Source organism: Enterococcus durans NBRC 100479 = LMG 10746 (assembly GCF_001544215.1).
Lineage (GTDB): Bacteria > Bacillota > Bacilli > Lactobacillales > Enterococcaceae > Enterococcus_B > Enterococcus_B durans.
Genome location: NZ_BCQB01000014.1, coordinates 37,463 through 58,391, shown reverse-complemented (window position 1 = coordinate 58,391; position 20,929 = coordinate 37,463). Strand labels below are relative to the sequence as shown.

Sequence of the window (20,929 nt, the reverse complement as noted above, 5' to 3'; positions counted from 1 at the left end):
AAAATCTTAAATATATTATTTTGTTTAAGCTTTAATAGATATTTGTTCTATTATTTCTCTTTCCCATTCCTGAAACCATAAAGTATGCCCGTATTTTTCCCTCAAAGTATATTCTCTATAGTACTTTCGATTCAACTTTAAAATTTTGGGCATATTTCTTCTGCTCTTGTTCAAATAGACAATTGTGCGCTTTTCGGTATTTTCTTGGTTTGTCATGTAGAACAGCTCCTCTTGATTATTATTTTTCATTTTTCGACTAAATCTTCACCAAAAATGACATTCAGCGTAGAACCGTTATCCCACTTGACAAGGATTGAGCCGATATCGTCAATTCCGTAAATAGTGCCAAGTGCGCCTTTTGGTGGAGCATAGGGGGCATCCATTTTAACTAGTTTGACTCTTATGTTAATTGGAAAATTTTTTCTTAGTGCTTCTAGAGCTTCTTTACGAATCATTTTAATCCCTTCATTATTTTTTGGTGTTCCATTCATCACTCAAACGCAAGAATAAGTCAAGTCTGAAATGCAAAAAAGCACACCTATTCTTTTGGAATAGATCTGCTTGGGGTAATTATGATAAATTGCGAGTTGGTGCTTGTTCATCTCCGAAATATAATAACATGGAATAGGTTAAAAGTCAATATTAGCAAGGGGTTTCGCCGATTATTCGAGTAGTTGATTGTTATTAGATTTTGCGATTATTGTTACTTTTTGGTTTAAGAACTTCGTGATATTTGCTTTCATTTCTGTTTTGCTTTGGCTGGCAATAATGTTTTGGAGTAATTTTTCAAAAGTAGGAAATTTGTTATTGATGACCACGCAGTGTTCTAGATTTAACCAGACATCAGTTTGAAAATCTGCCCTCATTTGAACAAAGCTGAGCGACGAGCCATTTTCGAAAATATCTAGATTTTCTATAAAGGTAGGGATATAGCTTGGGGTAGTATAAATTATTATTGTAGTACCGATACAGATAGTGATGGTCAAGATTGGTGACAAAGATACTAAGACAGCTAATTAATTTTGCGGATAACCTCAAAGGTGACAAATACATAGAAGGTAATTTTTCTTAAACAGAAATTGCAGTAAAATTAGAGTTTCTCAATGAAATTATTAGGAGAAATACTTTAGTTATGGTAATCTCGAGTTTTATTCAGATTGCTGTGTTAAATTACTATGGTTATGGTATTTTTAATTTCTTCTATTTTTTAATAGTTATTTTTGTAGTTATGCTACTTTGTTTTTGTTTTTTATAATGTATTTCATTTTTATCATTCCTTTTCTTTTTGATTTTTGGCTTTTTGACAACCATTTTTGTTAGGCGTTTGAGGAAGTGAAGCTGTTTTCCTCATGTTTTAAAAGCTAGAAATAAATTACAGTGTATGCTCCTTTCTTTTTTCGTTTTGTTGGTTCATTTTCGCCAGTGTGTTCGTGTCGTTTGCTGTGACGAGTACGCAACATAGACACAAAGAAAACACAAGGGCGAGCTTGCTCGTTTATATACCCTCGTGTTTTCGACTGGATATGTTAAGGTAACAAACAGTAAATGACACGTTACAGACTGCAAAATGTACCAACTGAAAAAAGAAAGTATCTGAGGTAGAGTAACGAACGGTTAGCTTTTACCATTCGAGGAAAGGTGTTAGTCAAATACAAATATCTTTGCACGTATATTTGCAAATTAATTTACAAGTTATTTTATATGTGCAATGATATTTATATTTGCAAAGAAATAAGGCTTTGCCTTGTTTCTACCGCTTTTTATTCCAATGACGTATCAGTTGTTTATGGTATCTCCACAAGCAACTTCCTTTGTCCATGACCTTCTTCGTTTCACGAGAAACGAAGAGAAAAAGGGAATTGTTTTTGATCGGAACGAGCAAGATCAGAAAATTAATTGACAAGGGAAGAGAGGAGTTAAAAATAAGTTGGGTTTGGAACGAGGAGCAACTGCACCGCAAGTGGAATAACTTATTTTATCCTTCTTAGGTTTTTCTTTTTGGTGTTTTACCTAAAAGAAAAACCTAGCTTTTTTTGCTAGGCTTCTTTTTTACATTTCTTTAATTTTCAAATTTTTTATTTCCCACTCAAACCATTCGCTAAAATCTTGTTTAAAGCCGTTAATAGAATATTGCTCTTGTTCTTCTGCTTCTTTATCGTTTTGAGGGTCTAAGTAGGTCGGTTTATCTTTTGGTCTTGCGTATACACCTATCCATGTTTTAAAATCGCCCTCAAAACTGCTATCTATGATAAAGCCTTGCTCTTTTAGCTCTTCTCTTACTTGAGCTTTTAGATATTGCTGTTCTTGTGTTCCATAAAACCCATTTTCTGTAAAATCTTCTAATTGTAATTTTTTTGTTTTTTCCATTTTCTTTTCCTCTTTTCTTTTTTTGATTTTTAGTTTTTTGACAACCATTTTTGTTAGGCGTTCGAGGAAGTGAAGCTGTTTTCCTCATGTTTTAAAAGCTAGAAATAAATTACAGTGTACGCTCCTTTCTTTTTTCGTTTTGTTGGTTCATTTTCGTCAGTGTGTTCGTGTCGTTTGCTGTGACGAGTACGCAACATAGACACAAAGAAAACATAAGGGCGAGCTTGCTCGTTTATATACCCTTGTGTTTTCGACTGGATATGTTAAGGTAACAAACAGTAAATGACACGTTACAGACTGCAAAATGTAGCAACTGAAAAAAGAAAGAATGCTGTTGTGTGCTTTATTTCTCGATCAGCTTTTAAAAAATGAGGAAAATTTTATAAAAAATAGGGCAGTTACCTTTTTGGTAACTGCCCTATTTTTCCTTTTTTTATTTATTTAACTCTTTTTTTATTAATCGTTTTTACAAATATGTGAACTATAAAAACACCTATTAAGTAAGACACAAATACAATTACATATCCAATTAACAAATGAGAAAATGAAGCACTAGAAAAAGTTATATCTCCACTAAACAAATCTATCGAAAAACTAATTAATATATAAAAGAATGCAACGACAGCTGCTGTTGATATATTTTTCATGATCTAAGCCCCTTTCTTCTTTAATTTTTAAAGCCCTGGAAGTTTAGGTATTTTAGGTATTGGTGGTGTAGGTGGCTGCAAGCTTTCCATTTTTTGTTGAATTGCTTTAAATTCAGGGGTTTCTTGGTGTTGATTTTGAACCATTTTTTGCTCTATTCTCTCCAAAGTCGGTTGAATTTCTTTCCCTGATACTTTACGATTTAATTCTCTTTCTAGGGTCTCTTTCGGACTAATGGAAGGCGTTTCTAAGCTTGAATAGAGTTTCACTCCTTCTCTATTGTAAAGCCTTATATCGCTAAATAAGCCCGTTTTATGAAGGGTTTCTAAATTGGTCGGTAAGTTTTTGACAACAATATCATGCGCTTGTTTTGGTGTTGCCCTGGCTGTCATTGGATCATCTGCATACATGGTTTCATATCGTTCAATTGTTCCTAAATATGAGTTGATTTTCGGTACTGCCATGACATACATTTTTGTTTCATAACCTTTGGCTTGAAGCATTGTTGCGGTTTGAATAGGAACGTCTGTTGTTCGTCCTGTACCTTCGATCACCAAATTATACCCTTGATCGCTCAAACGGCTTATGATCGCTTCTGTCATGCGATTAGAATAAGGGGTAACGTGTTTTACTACGTCTTTTTCATAAAGTTTCACTAGTTCATCAAAATTAGGGTGCTGTTGTTTAAAGGTATCATTATCAATGACAATAACATTCCCTTGTGTTTCTTCAAAAATTGCTGATCGCAAACTGGTTTTCCCTGACCCTGGTTGCCCACCAAGTAAAAAAGCGGTTGGCGATTCAACCGCTTTTTTTCCTTGAATCAATTCTTCTAAATTATCATTTAAGCGATTCTCAAATTGTTTGTCAGTAAAATTGACTATATTTGCCATATTAAGCCACTTTCTCTTTATTCAAAACTTGTTTTGAGTAACGATTCATTGACCGCCAATACTCATGAACGGCTTGTAATTCTTCTAAAGAATAATCAAAAAGATTTACACGTTTTGCAAGCTTTAATTGGTTTAATAAATTGACTTCCAATAATTGAGAGTCATTTTTATTTAATTCATGGTTCAAAACATAGTTTAATACTCGATTATAAACGCTTGCCGATAATTCGTTAATGATCTCTATTTCAAATGTTTTTTCATACGTAACTGCCATTTCATTTTCACTCCTTTTAAAGTTTGTCAGATAAATATTTCCGTATATATTCTTCTAAGGCTTGATCCATAACTTCTTTTACGTTTCCGCCATTCTTTGCTGTTTCGATTTTTATGATATGGTGCAAGTCAGCACGAACACGAACCGTCTTATCCCCCATTATATCTTTTTTTGTGCTGATTGGCGTATCATTTCGTTTTGCTTTCTGTGCGCCTAAGTTTCCCATAATCGCTCACTTCTTTCTATTTCTTCATATTCTTATTTTATCATCAACAATCACAAATCACAAGTGATTTGTGATTAATCACTTGTGATTTGTGATTCTATTCTTTTTCATTTTCTAACTGAATGATTCGCTCAAGCATTTCAAAAAATACGTTCTCATACATGGATAAAACTTTTTTGTCATAGCCTTTGTGTTCTGTAATTCCGTTTTTAGACCAGGTACTTACTTTATTACTTCGCTTGATAATATTTTGGAAAACCAAGTTATCTTCTTTATGTTGCTTGTACAGTTCTTCCAGGTTTGATTTTATCGTTGCGCTGTCCGTATCAACTAAATAAGGAACAAAACCGATCATATCTAGTCCAGGGTTAAATTGTTCTTGTAAATCAATCAAATAGGAAATATAGTTTTGAATGTTGTTTGTACTTTCTTCTTCTGCTTGTAAAGGGATCATAACGTAATCACTCGCCACGATTGCATTATTTGTATAAACGCTTGGCGTTGGTACAGTATCAATAATAATGAGATCATAGTCACTTTTTAAAGGTTCCAACAGAGTAGCAAGCAATCTACTTTCATTTTCAAACGTCCATGAGCGAGTTAATTTTGGCAGTAACATCAAATCAAACGTGCCAGGGATCAAGTCTAAATTATCAGTCAAATGAATAATAGAAGAAGCCAAGTTTCCATTTTTCAAGCCTTCATAAAAATTGACACGTGGCAATTCTACCTCAAAAGTTTTTGCTAAGTCTTTTGTCAATGTTGCTTGTAAGTCCTTATCAATCATTAAAACTTTTAAATTCAATTTGTCTGTCAAGTAAGCAAACATAGTAGATAATTTAGACTTTCCAACACCACCTTTAAAGTAATTATTCAAGATAATAATTGCTTCATTTTTATTGTTTAAAATACGTCTTAATTCTTCAAGTATTTTTAGTTCTTCCTTCTCCATAACTACGCCCCATTCTTTTTTTGTATAGTAATATTGTATCATTAAGAATCACAAATCACAAGTGATTTGTGATTAATCACTTGTGATTTGTGATAAGTGATTTGTGATTAATATATAAAAGCCCTATTTAAAGGGCTTTTATGTTTATTTTGAGAAAGAGATAAAATCAATATATCCCTTTTCCCCGATTTTTACAACGGCATTGTAGTACTTTTTATCTTTCGTTTTGATTCCTTTTACGAGGGTTTCTTTTCCCTCTAGTAATTCTTTTACATTTGTTTTGGTTAGTTTTTTCTTTCTAAAATGTTCAGCTAAAGTAAACTTACACTCAGGATAATTTGAACAACCATAAAACGATTTTTTTAATACAATATTGTTGCCACACTTAGGACATTTGCCTACAATACTTTTTTCTGCTTCTTTTTCTTTCTGTACCTGGTAATCAGAAAAATTTAATTTCTCTATATCGGTAGGTACAGCTTCCAATAAATGAACGATAAACTTCTTGATATTATTAATAAAGTTTTCTTGATTACCTTCTCTTTTACCAATCTTCTTTAAATACGTTTCTCATTTAGCCGTCATTTCAGCACTCGTTAAAAGGTGCTGACTTTCAAATGCCTGGCACAATAATTTTCCTTTTTCAGTTACAACAAGCTTATTCTTAATCACTTGGATATATTCTTTTTGTTTCAAGGCTTCAATAATGCTTGCTCTTGTCGCTTCTGTTCCAATCCCCTCAACTTCTTGTAAAATCTTGATTGCTTCTTCATCATCAACCGTTTTATTAGCAGTTTTCATAGCAGTTAATAATGTACCCTCTGTAAAAGCTTTCGGTGGTTGTGTTTCTTTTTCGGCACTCTTAACGTCAACCTCGGCATGTTCTCCAATGATAACCAAGGGTAACGTTTGAACGTCCTCTTTTTCTTCTTTGGTTTGTTGTTTGAAAAGAATTTTCCAACCTTCTTGTTTTGGTGTCTTTCCGATCGATTGAAACAGCAAATCAGCTACTTTCGTTTGTATCTTGGTTTCTTCATACAAGTAATCAGGTAAAAACATGGCAACGGTCGTTTTAACGACTAAAGCATAAATTTTTCGTTGTAAATCGTCCATTTTCGCTAATGCAGATTCGGTAGGTACTTGTTTTGTTGGGATAATGGCGTGGTGTTCCTGTACCTTACTACCGTCCACATAACGCTTTCTAGGCTCTGTTTGAACCATTTCAAGATCAAGTCCTAAAAAACCGCTATATTTGCCAAAATTCGCTTTTAAATAAGCAAATTCGTTCTCTGTAATAAATGGGGTATCTGTTCTTGGATAACTCAATAATTTTGCTTCATACAGTCCTTGCATAGCTTTTAAAGTTTGGCTCGCTGTCGCATTATAAAGCTGATTGACTTTTGATTGCAAACTACTTAAAGAAAACAGACTCGGACTATTCGTTTTTTTCTCTTTGGTTTGAACATCAGCAATTATCCCCTCTTGATTGCCTATTTTAGCTTGTTTAGAAGAAACAAAAGCTAAAAGCTCCTCTTGGGTTTTAAAACGCTGTGTGGGGCTTAGAACGCCCTTAAATGACCCTTGGTTTACTTTTATACTAGCTTCCACCTCGAAAAAAGGTTCTTTTTAAAATTTTCTATGGCTTCCTGGCGCTGAAAAATAAGGTATAAGGTGGGCGTTTGAACACGTCCTAGTGAAAATGTACCTTGTACGCCCTTCTGTTGTAAATTTAACGTATACAAAGGGCTTGCGTTCATGCCAATCAACCAATCGGCAATTTGGCGTGTTTGCGCTTCTTGATAAAAGGGATAGTAATTCATTCCTGGTTGCAAATTTTGAAAACCGCTTCGGATCACATCTTTTTCTAAGCTACTGATCCATAGTCTTTTAAATGTTTTATCTTTTGAAAAGGCATTTGCTTTATGGATAATCGACCAGGCGATATTTTCACCTTCTCTGTCGCTATCTGTTGCAACAATAATTGTATTTGCCTTTTTGAGAAGTTCTGCAACAATTTTAAACTGCTTTCCCTTATCTTTTGCAACTTCAAAATCGTATCGATCAGGAAAAATCGGCAAAGATTCAAGTTTCCAATTTTGCCACTTTTCGTCATAATGACCTGGTTCTGCTAATTCCACTAAATGCCCAAAACCAAAGGTGATAAACGTTTCATCTGTAAATAGTGGGTCTTTGATCTCAAAATAACCGTCTTTTTTGGTGCTTTGTTTTAAAGCACTTGCGTAGGCTAATGCCTGGCTTGGTTTTTCAGCTAGAATAACCGTACTCATACATTATCACTCCTTTTCATCTAATTTTTTTGTGCCTTTGTCATATATATCAGTTATATTTCCTATATGTTTTGTATCTTGTTTCTTATTATTCCGTTTTTCCAAATAGTCCCAATGTTCTTTTAACAAGATGTTTCCTATTAATCTTAAATTGACCTTTTGTTTATTAGTCAGCGCTATAAAATCTCCATTTTTATCATACATTTCATTGCAATATGTGATAGCTTTACCCATAAACTCATCTCTGCTAGTTTGTGGCTTTTCTTTAGCTACTGGTCTTAAACAAGAGAGAACTTCCAAAACATGTTTTTCATTTATTTCATCATTTGTAGTTGTTACTACTTTTAATAACCTACTAACCCAATTTGTCTGCTGATCTTGATACACAAACTTCTCGTGTTTGTTTTTATTAGCTACTACTGCACTTGATATTATAGTTGATAAAAGCGTTGCTATCGTGGTGCCTCCTATCAACTCCAATAAAATTTCCAAATCTAACATTCTCCTTTACTTTATTTTGTACAGCTAACACTCACAAAAATATTTTTTCTAGGCTAAATATTTCCCATACAATTTCATCTACTCTTTATTTTTAAGTCGACTATCTTTTGTAATTCCGTAGCGTTGCCTGTATCTTCTAAACGTTCGGCGATTAATTCCAGTTTGTTCTTCAACTTCTTTATCAGATAAACCATTCAAAAACAAATCGAAAGCGTGTTGTAAACGTGGATCATTTTTTTTAAATTTCAGTTGCCGACCTTTGAATTTGCCTTTTTTCTTAGCAATTTCAATTCCTTGGGCTTGGCGTTCTTTAATTCGTTTGCGTTCAGATTCCGCTTGGTACTTATACAATTCAATCACTAAATTATTAATCAGCCGCCTTAAATTTTCATCTTCAATACCATTCATTGAGGGTAAATTTAAGACTTCCAGGGTTGCCCCCTTAATTTGAATTTGATTCATCAATTCTGTTAATTCTTTATTATTTCGTCCTAATCGATCTAATTCAGTAACAATAACAATATCCCCTTCACGAATATAGTTAAGCATAGCTTGTAATTGTGGGCGTTCGACCGATTGACCGCTTAATTTGTCTGAAAAGACCTTAGAAACGCCCTGTAACGCTTGTAATTGCCGATCTAAGTTCTGTTCTTTGCTACTGACACGTGCATACCCAATTTTAGCCATTTTCAACCAACCTCTAAAATTACTTCGCTTATTCTTTCAAAATTCTTATTCATGATAAGTCCTCGATATTTAATTTATAAGTGGTCTTTACCATCCAAGCACCATATCCCATTTTAATTAAACCATCCATAATAAATACAAATTCCAATTGATTTGAATAAAAAAATAAGCCTAAAAGTACATTAAATACTAGTAAGATAACGAAAATTAATTGTGCTTGCCAATGTTTGTTTCCATTAGCTGGAATAAAAAACAAAAAATGAATCGCTACAAACAACAATAATAATAACCATAAAATATTTAAATTCCCAAGTAGATTTAGACATATAAAAATAGTGCCCCAACATGTTATTCCTAAAAATAAGAAAGCCATATTAACCCATTTTTTATTGTCAACTGATCTTTTGCCCTTTCGCAATTTTTTCATTAAAATTAGTTGAATAATAATTGCTATAACATATATAGAACCAAAAAGTATTGGCTTTTTATAGTTACCTCCTAACAAAGTAAACATAGCAATACCTATCACAAAAATAAAACCTCCTGAAATTGTTTGATTAGTAATTTTATCTTTCATCCTAAATTTTTCCTCCTATTATGCTCAACTTAAATGACCTATCCTGTAAAGCAATTATACTACCAAAACATATATAGGCCAATAGAGTATACTCTATTGGCCAAAAATAAAATAAGGGAGTAACTTTCTCTAACCAAAAGTTACTCCCTTATTTTATTTTGTTATCACTGTTGAATCATCATTTATAAGTGAACGTAAAAGATAATAGATACCCAAAAACAGAAAGAAAAATAATGGTAATACACGGAGTAAAACAAACGGAGTTTCAAAAATGAACGCTTTCCAAAACCACATACCCTCCATTTCCCATAAACCTGGGGTAAAATACCATGATTTAAAGTTCAATATCTTATCCAAATTCCAAGAATTACTACTAAAAAAAATAAAGAAGTACAATAAAAATAGAGTTCCATAAGTATAACCATATTTTACATATCTTTTCTTTACACTTTCTTGAGAATCAGTGTCAGAAAATATGTCCCTTGTTACATCAGGATATTCTTGCTGAAAATACTGAGCGCCACCAGAACGACTTCCCTTTATTAGTTTCCAACCACTATCAGAAAACAATGTTACATAATCTTCATATTTTATTTTTCCCATACTTTTTTCTCTAAAATCAAGGCGCACATAAGGAATAAACGTTTCTTTACTAGCCAATTTTTCAAAAGTATATATAGGCACCACTGAACTAACAGAAACTAACCTATAACCTTCTTCTTGTATAGAATTAATCCATTCTTCTTCTTTTTTTAAGGATAAGAAAATTCTAAATTTTTTCATGTTATCTCCTCCTAATATCCAAAATCAGAAGATAGCTTAATCAAACTTCCTAGACGTTCTATTTCTAGTCTTAAAACTTCTTCTCCCAGATCAGTAATTTTGTAAACTCTTCTTCTTTTTTCCCTACTTGGAATTTCTTCTATCCAATTAAGTTTAAGTAAATTTTCAATCGCTCCGTACATAGTTCCAGCAGCTACCTTAACTGATCCCTCGCTTAACTTATCAATTTCTTGAATAATAGCATATCCATGAGCAGGTGTAGTTAAAACTAACAGAATATAAAAAGTTGTTTCAGTTAAAGGTAAATATGGATTTCTAATCATATAAAGACACTCCTCTTAATATACAGTTCCATTATATAAAGTTTAACTATATAAATAGTAACTGTATACATGAAAAAAGTCAAGTATTAGAAAAAGTTCAAAAGATCAAGTGTGCGCTTCGCTCCCACTGCCCCTCGACGTTTTAGTAGCCTTTCCCTCACTCCGTTCAGTCCAAGCCAACTAAAAGTTTTCGGGCTACATTCTTCTCCCCCTAATAATTAATTAAAATCTAACTCTTTATATTTCTGCTAATCATTCACTAAAAAACAAACACGTATCATAGATATAAATGTAATGGCATAGTGCGGGTTTTATTTTCAGCCTGTATCGTAGCTAAACAAATCGAGTTGTGTGTCCGTTTTGGGGCGTTCTGCTAGCTTGTTTAAAGTCTCTTGAATGAATGTATGCTCTAAGTCAAAAGAATTTGTCAGCGCCTTTATATAGCTTTCTTTTTCTTCTTTTTTTACTTTAATGATCGATAGCAACAATGATTTAACACTAGCAAGTTGAATACCACCATTTCTTCCTGATTTAATCTTAAAGAAAATTTCCTGGTTCGCTTTCAGTACCTTCAGCAATTTATCTAATGTCCGTTCAGGAATGCCTAACACTTCTCTAAGCTCTTTTTTGGTCGTCACTAAATAAGGCTTGTATACATCGCTTTTTTCGCTAATATAAGCCATTAAATCTTCTTTCCATTCTGACAAATGAACACGTTGACGTTCGCTTCTTTTTTTCTTGAATTTAAACCACCCTTGACGGACAAATAAATCTTTACTGGTTAAATCACTTGATACCCAAGCTTTGCAAAGAATGGTAATGTATTCCCTATTAGCCCCTTGATAGTTTTCTGAATAGGCACTTCTAACAATTTTGATTACTTCTTTTTCTTCTAAGGGTTGATCTAATCGATTATTAAACTCAAACATATTATATTCGCACGTTTCGATTGAATAGCCTGAACTAAAGTAGGCTAAAGAGAGGGTAAACATAACGCTATTTCGCCCTACTAAACCCTTTTCTCCTAAAAATTTCGTTTCGTGCAATAAGAGATTAAACCAGGGTTCATCTACTTGTTTTTTGCCTTTTGTACCGCTTAAAACCGTTAGACTTACGAGTAAAGCCCTTATTATCTGTTTGTTTGAAAGACCAATCTTGCCATTCTTTGAAAAAATAACGGTAATTGGGATCAAAAAATTCTACATTGTCCGTTCTTGGTATGCGAGCAGTCCCAAAATGATTGCACGTTAGATCAACTGGCAAAGACTTTCCAAAATATTCTCGGATATTTTGCGAGATTATTTTGGCTGCTTTGACAGATTTAAATTCTGATTTTGAAGTCACATAGACTGGAGTTTCTAAAACAAAATATGCTTGATAACCTTTATCAGATTTGATAATCATAGTAGGCATAAAACCGGTTCTGTTGCAAAGTTTTAAATAAAGAATAAAATCCCTTACGGTATCTATGATTTAAGCTGGGATTCCCAATAATACCTTGATTTCAGTACAGACCGAAAACCCGAAGAGAGTGCCTTCTTTTCGGGTTTTCTTATATAATCCTCGAATGACTTCCATGCCTTTAATCGTGGTAGAGGCAGTGCGTAAACTTCGATAGAATTTATTGCGTCTCTTTACTGGACGATGGTCTTGTTCAATCAAATTATTCAGGTATTTAATGGTACGATGTTCTGTCCCTTGATAAAAGCCGTATTCTTTTAGTTTCTTAAAGGCACTTGTAATAGAGGGGGCTTTATCTGTGACTACAACCTTCGGTTCATCAAACTGCTTCACTAACCGCTTAAGAAAAGCATAGGCTGCTTGTGTGTCCCGTTTTTTACGTAACCAAATATCCAAGGTTAAACCATCTGCATCGATGGCTCGATACAAATAATGCCATTTTCCTTTAATTTTGATGTACGTTTCATCCATTTTCCATAAATAAAAGGATTTTTTATTTTTCTTTTTCCAAATTTGATAGAGTAGTTTGCCATATTCTTGCACCCAACGATAAATCGTCGTATGAGAAACGTTAATGCCACGATCATATAAGATTTCTTGAACTTCACGATAGCTAAGGTTATAACGAAGATAGTAGCCCACGGCTACAATAATCACATCCTGCTGAAATTGCTTTCCTTTAAAATGATTCATCGTCATTCCTCCTGCTATCTTTTTCTATTATTCTACCTTATTTGATAGTAGATTTAAAACTTTGCAACAGAACCTATATTTTCATGTACCAACATAATATTTAAGAAGTTTCCCATAGATATATTGGACTTCCTCTTTTAAAACACAAAAATAAATACTACCTTATTTAGGTAGTATTTATTAAAAGTTACGTCAATTTTGATTAAAAATATACTACTTGAACCTCTCATGAGTAAAGTCACGAAATTTTTGGGAATAGAGCGTACTTGATATCTTATTTTTTCACTAATAGCAGTGTCTCTTATTCACCAAGCGATCCCCGTAGTTCCTACGGTTCTTAATTTTTCTCTAGACTAATGATTGTATCTTTAGACCTTCGGCCATAACATGGAGCAAAATAAAAAGGTACTAAGTCTTATATATCAATCTTCGAGTAACCGACGGTTAACAACCATATCGAGCGGCATTAATCACCCACCTGTAGAGGATGAGCGACTTTTGCCTAATTATTGTTAAAAGCCTAGTTTCATTTGTTTAGATTGGAAAATACGTCCTACAAGTATCTCTTTTTTTTCATGGTCGATCCGATAAAATAAGGCATAGCTTTTGCCGATCACGATCCGATATGTTGGGATATCCATTCCATAGATTTCGGAAACTTCCTCATGCATAGTTGGAAAATTTTTGGTTAGTTCTAAAGCCTTCTGGATCGCACCTACAAATCTTTTTATGCTGGCTGGAGAAAGAGCAAGCTCATTTTCCCATTCTTCTATTATCGTTTCAAGGCTGGTCTGGAAACTTTTAGAATAAACTAGCGTGTACTCTTTCATCTATTCACTCCAGCCGTATTTTCCGAAAGCTTTTACCATTTCAATTTCTGAAACTGTTAAACCTTTCTCAAAGTCTTGGAAACTTTCTTCAATCAATTTGCGATCGTGTTCTTTTGCTATTTGAGTAGTATCTAATATGAATAAGTTGCCTTCTTGTTTGGCTTGGATAGTGTCTCCGCTTTTTAATCCAAGAGAGCTTGGAAGGATCACTCCCACGCTATTGCCGATCTTTCTAACCTTTAGTTCTTTTCCCATGTTATCACACTCCTTTTAGTTTTTGATGAATAAACTATAACATGTTATAACAACAATTGCCAATGGTGTTTCTTAAGGGATTCCACTCCATATTATTATTGGACAAAATAAGCCACTTAGAACGCTGAAAAAATATACAAACGATATCAAAATACGAGTGAACTACTCACCATACACTTCCGTTAACATCCATTTAAGTAGGTATTTTTATTATATATAGATTTAACATATGTCGGTCGGTTGATTGATATAGCTAAAGTTATAACTCAACCGAAGCCGATTCATCTACACGAATAAAGTTGCGAGTGTTCTCGGCTAATTCATAAAAATTGTTATGTGTTCCATATAGCAATACTGGAATAACTTTATTTTCTTGAATCTCATAAGCAACTCTATACACGGTGACCGCATACTTAAATCCATTAGACCAATTACCTGATAAACCTCCAGTTTTTTGCTCTTACTTAAATGGATCAATGGCAATTTCATCACAAACCTATAGAGGATGAGTGACTTCTGCCTAATTACGTTAAAAAATATTGAAAGTAACTCTATGTAGCAAAAAATATCTAGAATTTCATTTCCTCAAAACTGATCGATATTGTATCTAAAAATATATACTACCTAAAATAGGTAGTATATATTAAAATATGTGCTTTTGTTAGAAAAATCAATACATAAATTATCATATCTGTGTATGTCATTTAGGTATTTCAGTTATGTTATAATAGTTTTGCTGTCTGCTACCCCGGCCTAATCTGGCAAGGGGAGGAGGAGATATAATGAAATACCTTTTTGATTTTGTTTTTGCAATCAAGCCATTTGCAGAGGTAACTGCACACTACATCTGCAAGTGGCTTGATTGCAAAATTGCCAAAAAAGACAGTAAGCCTACCCGTTAATTCTATAATATAGAAACGTAAAAAAAAACCCCATCAGCCTGCACGCTGATGGGGTTTGGTGATATAATGAAATACCTCTTTGTTACTCATAATTATACCATAATTAGTCACGAATGCAACCAATAGAAAAAAACTACTTAGAACGGTAGATCATCTCTAATAACAATGCATTGTCCACCAAATGGATTTTGTGAAGCATTAAATACATTGTTATTAATTGTCGCTGCTTTTAACTAGGCCTCTCCCCTTCTATTATAAAAGAAGATATATATTATTTCTTAATTACCTACTACCTTAAACCAAAATTTAAGTACTACCTAATTTAAGTAGTACTTAAATAATCTAAAAAATAGTTATCCCAACTGTTATGCTTTTATAATACGATTATTTGTAACAAAATGAATATTATATAGTTAAACACTACCATATTGAGGTAGTGTTTAATTATTAGCAAAACAAAAAATATTTATTCTATTCTCTTAACTTCAACTAAGTTATGCTGCACACCTTTATATAAATCATATGCAACTCATTAGCTAGACAAACTACAAGCATGTAGTTTTATCTGTTAATTATGTACTACCTAAATAAAGTAGTTTATAATTAACAAGTATATATATTTAAAAATTTAAGATTAATTTTTTTATGACTTGTACAAATTTATCTGATATTCTCTTATTAAGAACTACCTAATTTGGGTAGTTCTTATTTTTTACATTTTAAGTAGTATTTAATTGCAATTTGGTAGTATTTTTTTATTATCTTATTCCTAGAACGGTAGTACTTAATATAAATATAGGTAGTATCTAATTTAAGCATTAATGGTAGTATCTAATTTAACAGGTAGTATGTAACTACTTTAAAGTAATTTTTTTCAGATTAACACAGTAGTATCTTATTAAATAAGTTAATTTTAATGGTAGTACATAATTATTATATATATCTGACATTGGTAGTACTTATTGTATTTTTTAGTAGTATATAATCTATTGTTTTCTAGCCTAAAGCCTTGTCTTATAAGAATAATATAATATATACTACTTAAATAAGGTAGTATATATTACTAGTAATGGTAGTATGTTTTATATGCATAAGGTAGTTCTTAATTTATTTTTTGTTTTGACACTGGTAGTACTTAATTATCTTTAATTTTAAAACTAAATTTTATTCATACGTTCTTCTGGTAGTATTTAATTATAAATAATATTTATTTAAAGTAGTTCTTAATGACTTTAAAGGTAGTACATAATTCATTTTATTTCTGATTTTAGGTAGTATTTAATTAAAAAACAGTTTTAATGCGTTTGCATTTTTTATTTATCTTTGCTATTTTCGAAAAGAGTAGGTAATTTTACATAAATAAAACAACGTGAAAGTAGAGGATCTACAATGACTGATTTTAATTTTTTTAAGGCGGATAGAGTTTACAACGAATTATTTTATCAATTTCCAAAAGTCTTTATTGTTTCTGACGAATACAAAAAAATGAAAGATTCAACTAAGATTGCCTATATGCTTTTAAAAGCAAGATTAGAGATCGCAATCAGCAAACGGCAAATCGATGAAGAAGGTAATGTTTATTTTACTTATACTACAAATGAACTATGTAGCGTATTAAACTGCCAAAAACAAAAAGCGATAGCAATCAAAAAAGAGTTGGAATCCTTTGGTTTATTATTACAAAAGCAGATGGGATTTAACAAACAGTTAGGGAAAAATAATCCTAATAGACTATATCTAGCAGAATTAAAAGTCTCAGAAAATGATATCTACTTACTCGAAAAATTTGATAGAGAGAATAGGGAAAACGTTGATAAATCAGAGGGTATGAAAATCATACCCACCCTCGACGAAAAATCAGACGCTGAATCCCTTGGGGCTCAAGAGGGTATGAAAATCATACCGTGCCAAAACGTTGATAAATCAGAGGGTATGAAAATCATACCAGAACTTAATAATAATATATTAGACACTAATAGACACAATATAGACACTGAAAAAGACCGCCTACAAGATCAATTGTTGTTAGACAATTTTGAGACAATTATGACAAACGACAGCATTGCTACGTTTGTCCCTGAACGAGTATTAAATTTGATAAAAACATTTTCTTCAAGTTACAGTGAAGCTCAAAAAACCGTCCAGACTATTCATAATGCAAAGAAAAAAGCTGAAATAGAAAGTGGTATTTCGATAGTTTTTGAAGAACTCGATAGTTATTATGTCAATGCAGAACAAGAATTATACACGACACTGTTAAAAGCCTATCAAAAATTAAAAACCGAAAAAGTCGAAAATATCCAGAACCTGATTTTTGTCTATGTAAAAAATTGGTTTATCGAAAAACCAATAGCTGCTAAAGTATCAAGTGAAAAACGTTTGAATTCTGAAAGCTCCCCAAGCACTATTACGAAAGACTGGTTAGAGTGAAACTTTACTGACAAAGTGATTGTTGCTTCATGGAGTAACATTAAAATTAAAAATTTTTTATTATTCTAATTATATTACGAATATTACAAAATAATAGCTATTTTAATAGAATTTATAAGTTAAAATATTATGATAAAAATCACAAACGTAGCCTTTTACGTCATAAGTGTTAAAAGAAATAATTAATTTCAAATATAAAAAAGGGAACGTATGTTTGCATAATCCTTTTTTTGAGTTATAATAATACGCGAAGAGAGATAATTTCATTATTTAAACAAGCTAAAAATCTTGATATTACTTCTTTTCAGGCAATACGAATATTATTCGCTTACATTTTTTTGTATAAATTTAGTTGTCTGCTATGCTTGTGATGAATTGATTTTCGTTCTGCACTTTTGGACGATAAATTTGGACAATTGAAAATACAAAAAAAAGAAAGGCGGTATGAACTCGGAAGGCTGGTAACCTTCGTCAGCGTTCATACACGGCATTAAGATTTGGCCCTTAATGCGTTAACCTTTCAGTGTTACGGTATTACCCGCAACGGATTTAGTATAACAGATATTCAAAAGTGATACCACTTTTTTTGGCTGTGTTAAGGTTAAAAATACGTGATATTACGATGAATCTATGCCTAAGCATAATGTTATAAAAATGTCCGTGTGGCTCTTTGCCGTATGACGAACGCTGAAATTAGAGGGAACGCATGTTTGGATGCGTTCCCTCTTTTTTGTTTGTCATGAACGAAAATCAATTCTCTATTTTTGAAAAATAACAAGAAAAACTTGTTAAAAATATTTAAAGAAATTGGGTGGTTTATTTTATGTCATATACAGGAATTTTGAGTCTCAAAGATATTTGTCACTACGGTAAACGGTGTACCGCTACAGAGAAAATCACGAAGAAACTATCAACTGGCCAAAGTAAAACCGTTGTGCAGTGTAAGAAATATATAATCCAGAAAAACAAAGTCTCAGAGGAAATGATTTATTACATTGGGAAACAAAAGCAAATAATTTTAAAAGATCCTATCCCCTTAAAAGAGCTATATCCAACAATCAAACATGTTTATGACCAAAACGGTGTACTGATTGGTCGAAGAAAAAATGGAGTCTTGCGTTGTACCGCAAAAGGGATGGGGCTTTTGATCAGCTGAATTGATCATTCTCATAACTTGTATTTTATCGTTTTTCGCTTGCTTGAAAATATTGTCGAGACTTCTAAAGGAACTTAGAGTCACTAGAAAAATAAGGAGTAGACTTGATCTATCAACAATTCCCTTCGGGGAGTGACGGGGTAGGTTTTAACGATTGGTAACGTAAAAAATTGGTCAATCGAGTAAATGCGCTTGTTTGGATAGTGGTGAAATGAATTTGTGTAAATAATAAGCGCAGAGTAAACAAGAGGGAATTTAGAAGTTAGACAAGTTAGAATAGCGTCTAGATTAATCATGAGCAGCTACTAAGGGATCTAGACTTTAACGCAAACTCATGGAATAAGGAGTAGGTCTTCTCGTAATGGGGAGGACGCACAAGAAATTGTGTCGTGTGCTGCAGTACATGTAGATACTTGCGAGGACGTTGATTATTGGATCAATCGAGCATTTACCGCTGTCTACTAGGGTTTCTCGTTTCGGACGCCATAAACGAGTCGAAATTTTTTATGTATTTTTAAGTAAACGAAAAACGATAAAATATGAACAAGTCCTGAATAAAGTGAAAAAATTGATATAAAACATAGAGAAAATGAAATTTACGTAATGGAGGAATGACAAATGAAAAATTATGATCCGAATATACGATTGGGCACACATACTATTAAGGTTTCTTTCCAACGTTGGGATTACAAAGGATTTGTGACGTTTAGAAGAGGCGGAAATTGTAAAGGATTAGATGTTTTAGCATTAGACGAGGATGATTTATACGATTAAACATTGACTGATAATCCAATTGGATTCGGCTTGCTACCTGAAGATGATGAAGGCGATGAGTGGTTTAAAATGACGCTTACGAACGACAAAGGAGACGAATTGTCTGTAGAAGATACCTGGTCATATTTGAGTGATTATATTGTCAGTGTTGAAATCATTGACTTTGTAGCGGATAAAGAAGAATAAAAATTGGAGGAATAGATCATGAAATTTTTCGAAGTAAAATCACCATGCTATTATGCGTTAATCGCAGAAAATAATGAAGAAGAATGTGCAGAAATTACGACGAATAATAAAAAGCTAGTATTATCATTAGACATCGAGTAAAGAATTTATTTAGGAGGCAAATTAGATGGCGCGACCAGTTTTAGATGCGATGGATATGGATACTTTGACAAAAGGAAGGTATGTACAGCTGTTAGCTCGTGGTTATTCACCTAAAGATGTATTTAAAGCCTTATCCAAAGGAACAGATATGGAAAAAGAAAGATTACGAAAAGAGTTTGATTATTGGAGAACCTATAATGGAATCAAGGATTTGAAACCAGCAAGGCCAGTAGTTAAAAGAAAGAAAAAGATAACCCAAGAGTGAAGTGTAGAGCGTATGTGATCATAGGCTTTTTTATTTTTATCAAAACAAGGAAGGTAGGAAAACTCATGAATTGTAAAGAAATCGAAAATAGAAAAAAAGTGTCGAAAGAAATGGAAGAAAAGTTACTAAAAACGATGAAACAAAAACACCTTAAAAGGTTATCTGTCATGCAATATATCAGTGACATGCAGATAACAGGAAAGGAGAAAGCCTGTCTATTGGGATCAATGAAAAATTTTGAACAGTTGAGACGAACTTATGTGAAAATAAGTTCTAATTGCCAACTATTATTAGAAGTTTCTTGACGATTATGATATGAAAATGATCAATTATGATGTGGCATTGTTATTGAATAAAAAGAATAGTAAAATTTAACGTGGTTTATCTTGGTTAGATGTAGTTAAATTAATTCAAATATAGAAGGTAGATAGATGAATAAAAACAATAAAACTTTATTTAATCCTTACGTGGGCGTAATCATTGTTTTTCTCCTTTTTAGTTATTTTGCTTATCAAGGTTATCTAAAGGACAAAATCGCTGAAAAAGTAGATGGTGTAACAAAAACAATCCATATTCAGGAACAAGCTAAAACCTATCAAGATAATTTAACCAGTTTAACGGATATTTGGATCAATACAAATACGATTGGTAGTTCTTTAATGACATTAGCCCTTCTTATCACAGGATTTGCTAGTTCATTTGGAAAATGGTACATGCGATTGCTATCATTACCAGCGTTGATTCTTGCTGGGGCAACGATTTGGGTTTGCCAATCGAAAGCAGCATTATACGCGCTTGTTATCTTCGTTATCCTAGAAATTTTACCTAAGAAGATTTTTCGAAACACACACTTGTCCTTTTGGATGTATGCAGCAGTTTCGGTTCTAGCTTTACCGATTTCTTATTTTGCTGCAATGTCAGACAAAGTTCATTTATTTACAGGACGAGAAGAAATTTGGCGCAAATTCTATGAAACATTAGGCGAAAAAACAGGACAAATATTTGTAGAGATGAACCTTTCTTTTTCCATATAGGAAATCAGATTCTAGGTAATCATAATACGTATCACGCACTCGTCAATCACTATGGATTGATTGGTTTTGCTCTATCGATTATTCTTTTGCTTAGTTTTTTATGGTTGCTCGTAAGAAAATGTGAGCTGACAAACGGACAACTAACATTCTTGTGGGCTTTTTTAGCGATCATGTGTCAATCATTCATGGAAGAAACATTAACTACAATCAGTTGGGTGCCAATTGTATTCTTAATGTTAGCAATGGCTACACACCAATATAAAACCACCAGATAAATGAAATAGAA

The 20,929-nt window shown here is 32.7% G+C and carries 22 protein-coding genes and 4 pseudogenes; 7 read left to right on the top strand and 19 right to left on the bottom strand.

Annotated features, from left to right (window positions below; all coding sequences use genetic code 11):
• Positions 1-24: 24 nt before the first annotated feature.
• The 19 genes and pseudogenes from ED2_RS05865 to ED2_RS16335 form a co-directional block, all read right to left on the bottom strand.
• Positions 25-216, bottom strand: a complete 192-nt coding sequence (locus ED2_RS05865; RefSeq protein ID WP_060789722.1) for a hypothetical protein — start codon at positions 214-216, stop codon at positions 25-27.
• A gap of 29 nt (positions 217-245) precedes the next feature.
• Complete coding sequence (locus tag ED2_RS05860; RefSeq protein ID WP_060789721.1) at positions 246-455, bottom strand: DUF4314 domain-containing protein; 210 nt, start codon at positions 453-455, stop codon at positions 246-248.
• 1,594 nt (positions 456-2,049) lie between these two features.
• Positions 2,050-2,367, bottom strand: coding sequence for a hypothetical protein (locus tag ED2_RS05855; protein WP_002326830.1), 318 nt, complete (start codon positions 2,365-2,367; stop codon positions 2,050-2,052).
• Positions 2,368-2,804: 437 nt separating this feature from the next.
• Positions 2,805-3,014 carry a hypothetical protein gene (locus tag ED2_RS05850; protein ID WP_016177609.1) on the bottom strand — a complete coding sequence of 70 codons (210 nt, stop codon included), beginning with the start codon at positions 3,012-3,014 and terminating at the stop codon, positions 2,805-2,807.
• A 27-nt stretch (positions 3,015-3,041) separates the two neighbouring features.
• Positions 3,042-3,905 carry a zeta toxin family protein gene (locus ED2_RS05845; protein ID WP_016177608.1) on the bottom strand — a complete coding sequence of 288 codons (864 nt, stop codon included), beginning with the start codon at positions 3,903-3,905 and terminating at the stop codon, positions 3,042-3,044.
• A 1-nt stretch (position 3,906) separates the two neighbouring features.
• Positions 3,907-4,179 carry an antitoxin gene (locus ED2_RS05840; protein ID WP_000301765.1) on the bottom strand — a complete coding sequence of 91 codons (273 nt, stop codon included), beginning with the start codon at positions 4,177-4,179 and terminating at the stop codon, positions 3,907-3,909.
• A 16-nt stretch (positions 4,180-4,195) separates the two neighbouring features.
• Positions 4,196-4,405, bottom strand: a complete 210-nt coding sequence (locus ED2_RS05835; protein ID WP_016177607.1) for a hypothetical protein — start codon at positions 4,403-4,405, stop codon at positions 4,196-4,198.
• 97 nt (positions 4,406-4,502) lie between these two features.
• Positions 4,503-5,399: a ParA family protein gene (locus ED2_RS05830; protein ID WP_016177606.1), complete on the bottom strand. Its 897-nt coding sequence runs from the start codon at positions 5,397-5,399 to the stop codon at positions 4,503-4,505.
• A 102-nt stretch (positions 5,400-5,501) separates the two neighbouring features.
• A pseudogene (locus ED2_RS05825) lies at positions 5,502-7,645 on the bottom strand (type IA DNA topoisomerase).
• A 6-nt stretch (positions 7,646-7,651) separates the two neighbouring features.
• Positions 7,652-8,146, bottom strand: a complete 495-nt coding sequence (locus tag ED2_RS05820; RefSeq protein WP_016629676.1) for a hypothetical protein — start codon at positions 8,144-8,146, stop codon at positions 7,652-7,654.
• Positions 8,147-8,224: 78 nt separating this feature from the next.
• Positions 8,225-8,833 (bottom strand): recombinase family protein, encoded by a 609-nt coding sequence (locus tag ED2_RS05815; protein ID WP_016177603.1) that lies wholly within the window; start codon positions 8,831-8,833, stop codon positions 8,225-8,227.
• A 49-nt stretch (positions 8,834-8,882) separates the two neighbouring features.
• On the bottom strand, positions 8,883-9,410 hold the full coding sequence (locus ED2_RS05810; protein WP_016177602.1) for a DUF6609 family protein: 528 nt from the start codon (positions 9,408-9,410) through the stop codon (positions 8,883-8,885).
• A 153-nt stretch (positions 9,411-9,563) separates the two neighbouring features.
• Complete coding sequence (locus ED2_RS05805; RefSeq protein WP_016177601.1) at positions 9,564-10,193, bottom strand: DUF2812 domain-containing protein; 630 nt, start codon at positions 10,191-10,193, stop codon at positions 9,564-9,566.
• Positions 10,194-10,204: 11 nt separating this feature from the next.
• Positions 10,205-10,516, bottom strand: a complete 312-nt coding sequence (locus ED2_RS05800) for a PadR family transcriptional regulator (RefSeq protein WP_002291321.1) — start codon at positions 10,514-10,516, stop codon at positions 10,205-10,207.
• Between the two features lie 317 nt (positions 10,517-10,833).
• The gene (locus ED2_RS05795; RefSeq protein ID WP_255209468.1) at positions 10,834-11,709 is read right to left on the bottom strand and encodes a primase C-terminal domain-containing protein; all 876 of its coding nucleotides are present in this window, start codon (positions 11,707-11,709) and stop codon (positions 10,834-10,836) included.
• A gap of 280 nt (positions 11,710-11,989) precedes the next feature.
• A complete protein-coding gene (locus tag ED2_RS05790; protein WP_060789720.1) occupies positions 11,990-12,670 on the bottom strand; it encodes an IS6-like element IS1216 family transposase in 681 nt (226 codons plus the stop codon).
• Between the two features lie 512 nt (positions 12,671-13,182).
• Positions 13,183-13,500 carry a type II toxin-antitoxin system RelE/ParE family toxin gene (locus ED2_RS05785; protein WP_002290394.1) on the bottom strand — a complete coding sequence of 106 codons (318 nt, stop codon included), beginning with the start codon at positions 13,498-13,500 and terminating at the stop codon, positions 13,183-13,185.
• Entirely contained in the window at positions 13,501-13,755 is a 255-nt protein-coding gene (locus ED2_RS05780; RefSeq protein ID WP_002290397.1) for an AbrB/MazE/SpoVT family DNA-binding domain-containing protein, read from the bottom strand.
• A 259-nt stretch (positions 13,756-14,014) separates the two neighbouring features.
• A pseudogene (locus ED2_RS16335) lies at positions 14,015-14,239 on the bottom strand (type II toxin-antitoxin system RelE/ParE family toxin).
• A gap of 1,807 nt (positions 14,240-16,046) precedes the next feature.
• On the opposite strand from ED2_RS16335, the gene ED2_RS05775 reads away from it, so the two are divergent.
• From ED2_RS05775 to ED2_RS16000, 7 genes and pseudogenes are all read left to right on the top strand, one after another.
• Positions 16,047-17,087, top strand: a complete 1,041-nt coding sequence (locus ED2_RS05775) for a replication initiator protein A (protein WP_002322487.1) — start codon at positions 16,047-16,049, stop codon at positions 17,085-17,087.
• A gap of 823 nt (positions 17,088-17,910) precedes the next feature.
• Entirely contained in the window at positions 17,911-18,243 is a 333-nt protein-coding gene (traE, locus tag ED2_RS05770) for a type IV conjugative transfer system protein TraE (RefSeq protein ID WP_060789719.1), read from the top strand.
• 618 nt (positions 18,244-18,861) lie between these two features.
• Positions 18,862-19,203 (top strand): annotated as a pseudogene (locus ED2_RS15650) (DUF5406 family protein).
• An 18-nt stretch (positions 19,204-19,221) separates the two neighbouring features.
• Positions 19,222-19,344 (top strand): YosH family protein, encoded by a 123-nt coding sequence (locus ED2_RS16005; RefSeq protein WP_002293478.1) that lies wholly within the window; start codon positions 19,222-19,224, stop codon positions 19,342-19,344.
• 25 nt (positions 19,345-19,369) lie between these two features.
• A complete protein-coding gene (locus ED2_RS05760) occupies positions 19,370-19,609 on the top strand; it encodes a hypothetical protein (RefSeq protein WP_002347362.1) in 240 nt (79 codons plus the stop codon).
• Positions 19,610-19,674: 65 nt separating this feature from the next.
• Positions 19,675-19,914, top strand: coding sequence for a hypothetical protein (locus tag ED2_RS05755; protein ID WP_002322851.1), 240 nt, complete (start codon positions 19,675-19,677; stop codon positions 19,912-19,914).
• 126 nt (positions 19,915-20,040) lie between these two features.
• Positions 20,041-20,918: pseudogene (locus tag ED2_RS16000) on the top strand (EpaQ family protein).
• Positions 20,919-20,929 lie beyond the last annotated feature (11 nt).

Coding starts and splice junctions, on each gene's coding strand:
- ED2_RS05835 (WP_016177607.1), bottom strand. CDS start 4,405: ATGGGAAACTTAGGCGCACAGAAAGCAAAACGAAATGATACGCCAATC.
- ED2_RS05845 (WP_016177608.1), bottom strand. CDS start 3,905: ATGGCAAATATAGTCAATTTTACTGACAAACAATTTGAGAATCGCTTA.
- ED2_RS05810 (WP_016177602.1), bottom strand. CDS start 9,410: ATGAAAGATAAAATTACTAATCAAACAATTTCAGGAGGTTTTATTTTT.
- ED2_RS05755 (WP_002322851.1), top strand. CDS start 19,675: ATGAATTGTAAAGAAATCGAAAATAGAAAAAAAGTGTCGAAAGAAATG.
- ED2_RS05790 (WP_060789720.1), bottom strand. CDS start 12,670: ATGAATCATTTTAAAGGAAAGCAATTTCAGCAGGATGTGATTATTGTA.
- ED2_RS05780 (WP_002290397.1), bottom strand. CDS start 13,755: ATGGGAAAAGAACTAAAGGTTAGAAAGATCGGCAATAGCGTGGGAGTG.
- ED2_RS05815 (WP_016177603.1), bottom strand. CDS start 8,833: ATGGCTAAAATTGGGTATGCACGTGTCAGTAGCAAAGAACAGAACTTA.
- ED2_RS05800 (WP_002291321.1), bottom strand. CDS start 10,516: ATGATTAGAAATCCATATTTACCTTTAACTGAAACAACTTTTTATATT.
- ED2_RS05820 (WP_016629676.1), bottom strand. CDS start 8,146: ATGTTAGATTTGGAAATTTTATTGGAGTTGATAGGAGGCACCACGATA.
- ED2_RS05865 (WP_060789722.1), bottom strand. CDS start 216: ATGACAAACCAAGAAAATACCGAAAAGCGCACAATTGTCTATTTGAAC.
- ED2_RS05785 (WP_002290394.1), bottom strand. CDS start 13,500: ATGAAAGAGTACACGCTAGTTTATTCTAAAAGTTTCCAGACCAGCCTT.
- ED2_RS05830 (WP_016177606.1), bottom strand. CDS start 5,399: ATGATACAATATTACTATACAAAAAAAGAATGGGGCGTAGTTATGGAG.
- ED2_RS05855 (WP_002326830.1), bottom strand. CDS start 2,367: ATGGAAAAAACAAAAAAATTACAATTAGAAGATTTTACAGAAAATGGG.
- ED2_RS05760 (WP_002347362.1), top strand. CDS start 19,370: ATGGCGCGACCAGTTTTAGATGCGATGGATATGGATACTTTGACAAAA.
- ED2_RS05860 (WP_060789721.1), bottom strand. CDS start 455: ATGATTCGTAAAGAAGCTCTAGAAGCACTAAGAAAAAATTTTCCAATT.
- ED2_RS05850 (WP_016177609.1), bottom strand. CDS start 3,014: ATGAAAAATATATCAACAGCAGCTGTCGTTGCATTCTTTTATATATTA.
- ED2_RS05775 (WP_002322487.1), top strand. CDS start 16,047: ATGACTGATTTTAATTTTTTTAAGGCGGATAGAGTTTACAACGAATTA.
- ED2_RS16005 (WP_002293478.1), top strand. CDS start 19,222: ATGAAATTTTTCGAAGTAAAATCACCATGCTATTATGCGTTAATCGCA.
- traE (WP_060789719.1), top strand. CDS start 17,911: ATGTCATATACAGGAATTTTGAGTCTCAAAGATATTTGTCACTACGGT.
- ED2_RS05805 (WP_016177601.1), bottom strand. CDS start 10,193: ATGAAAAAATTTAGAATTTTCTTATCCTTAAAAAAAGAAGAAGAATGG.
- ED2_RS05840 (WP_000301765.1), bottom strand. CDS start 4,179: ATGGCAGTTACGTATGAAAAAACATTTGAAATAGAGATCATTAACGAA.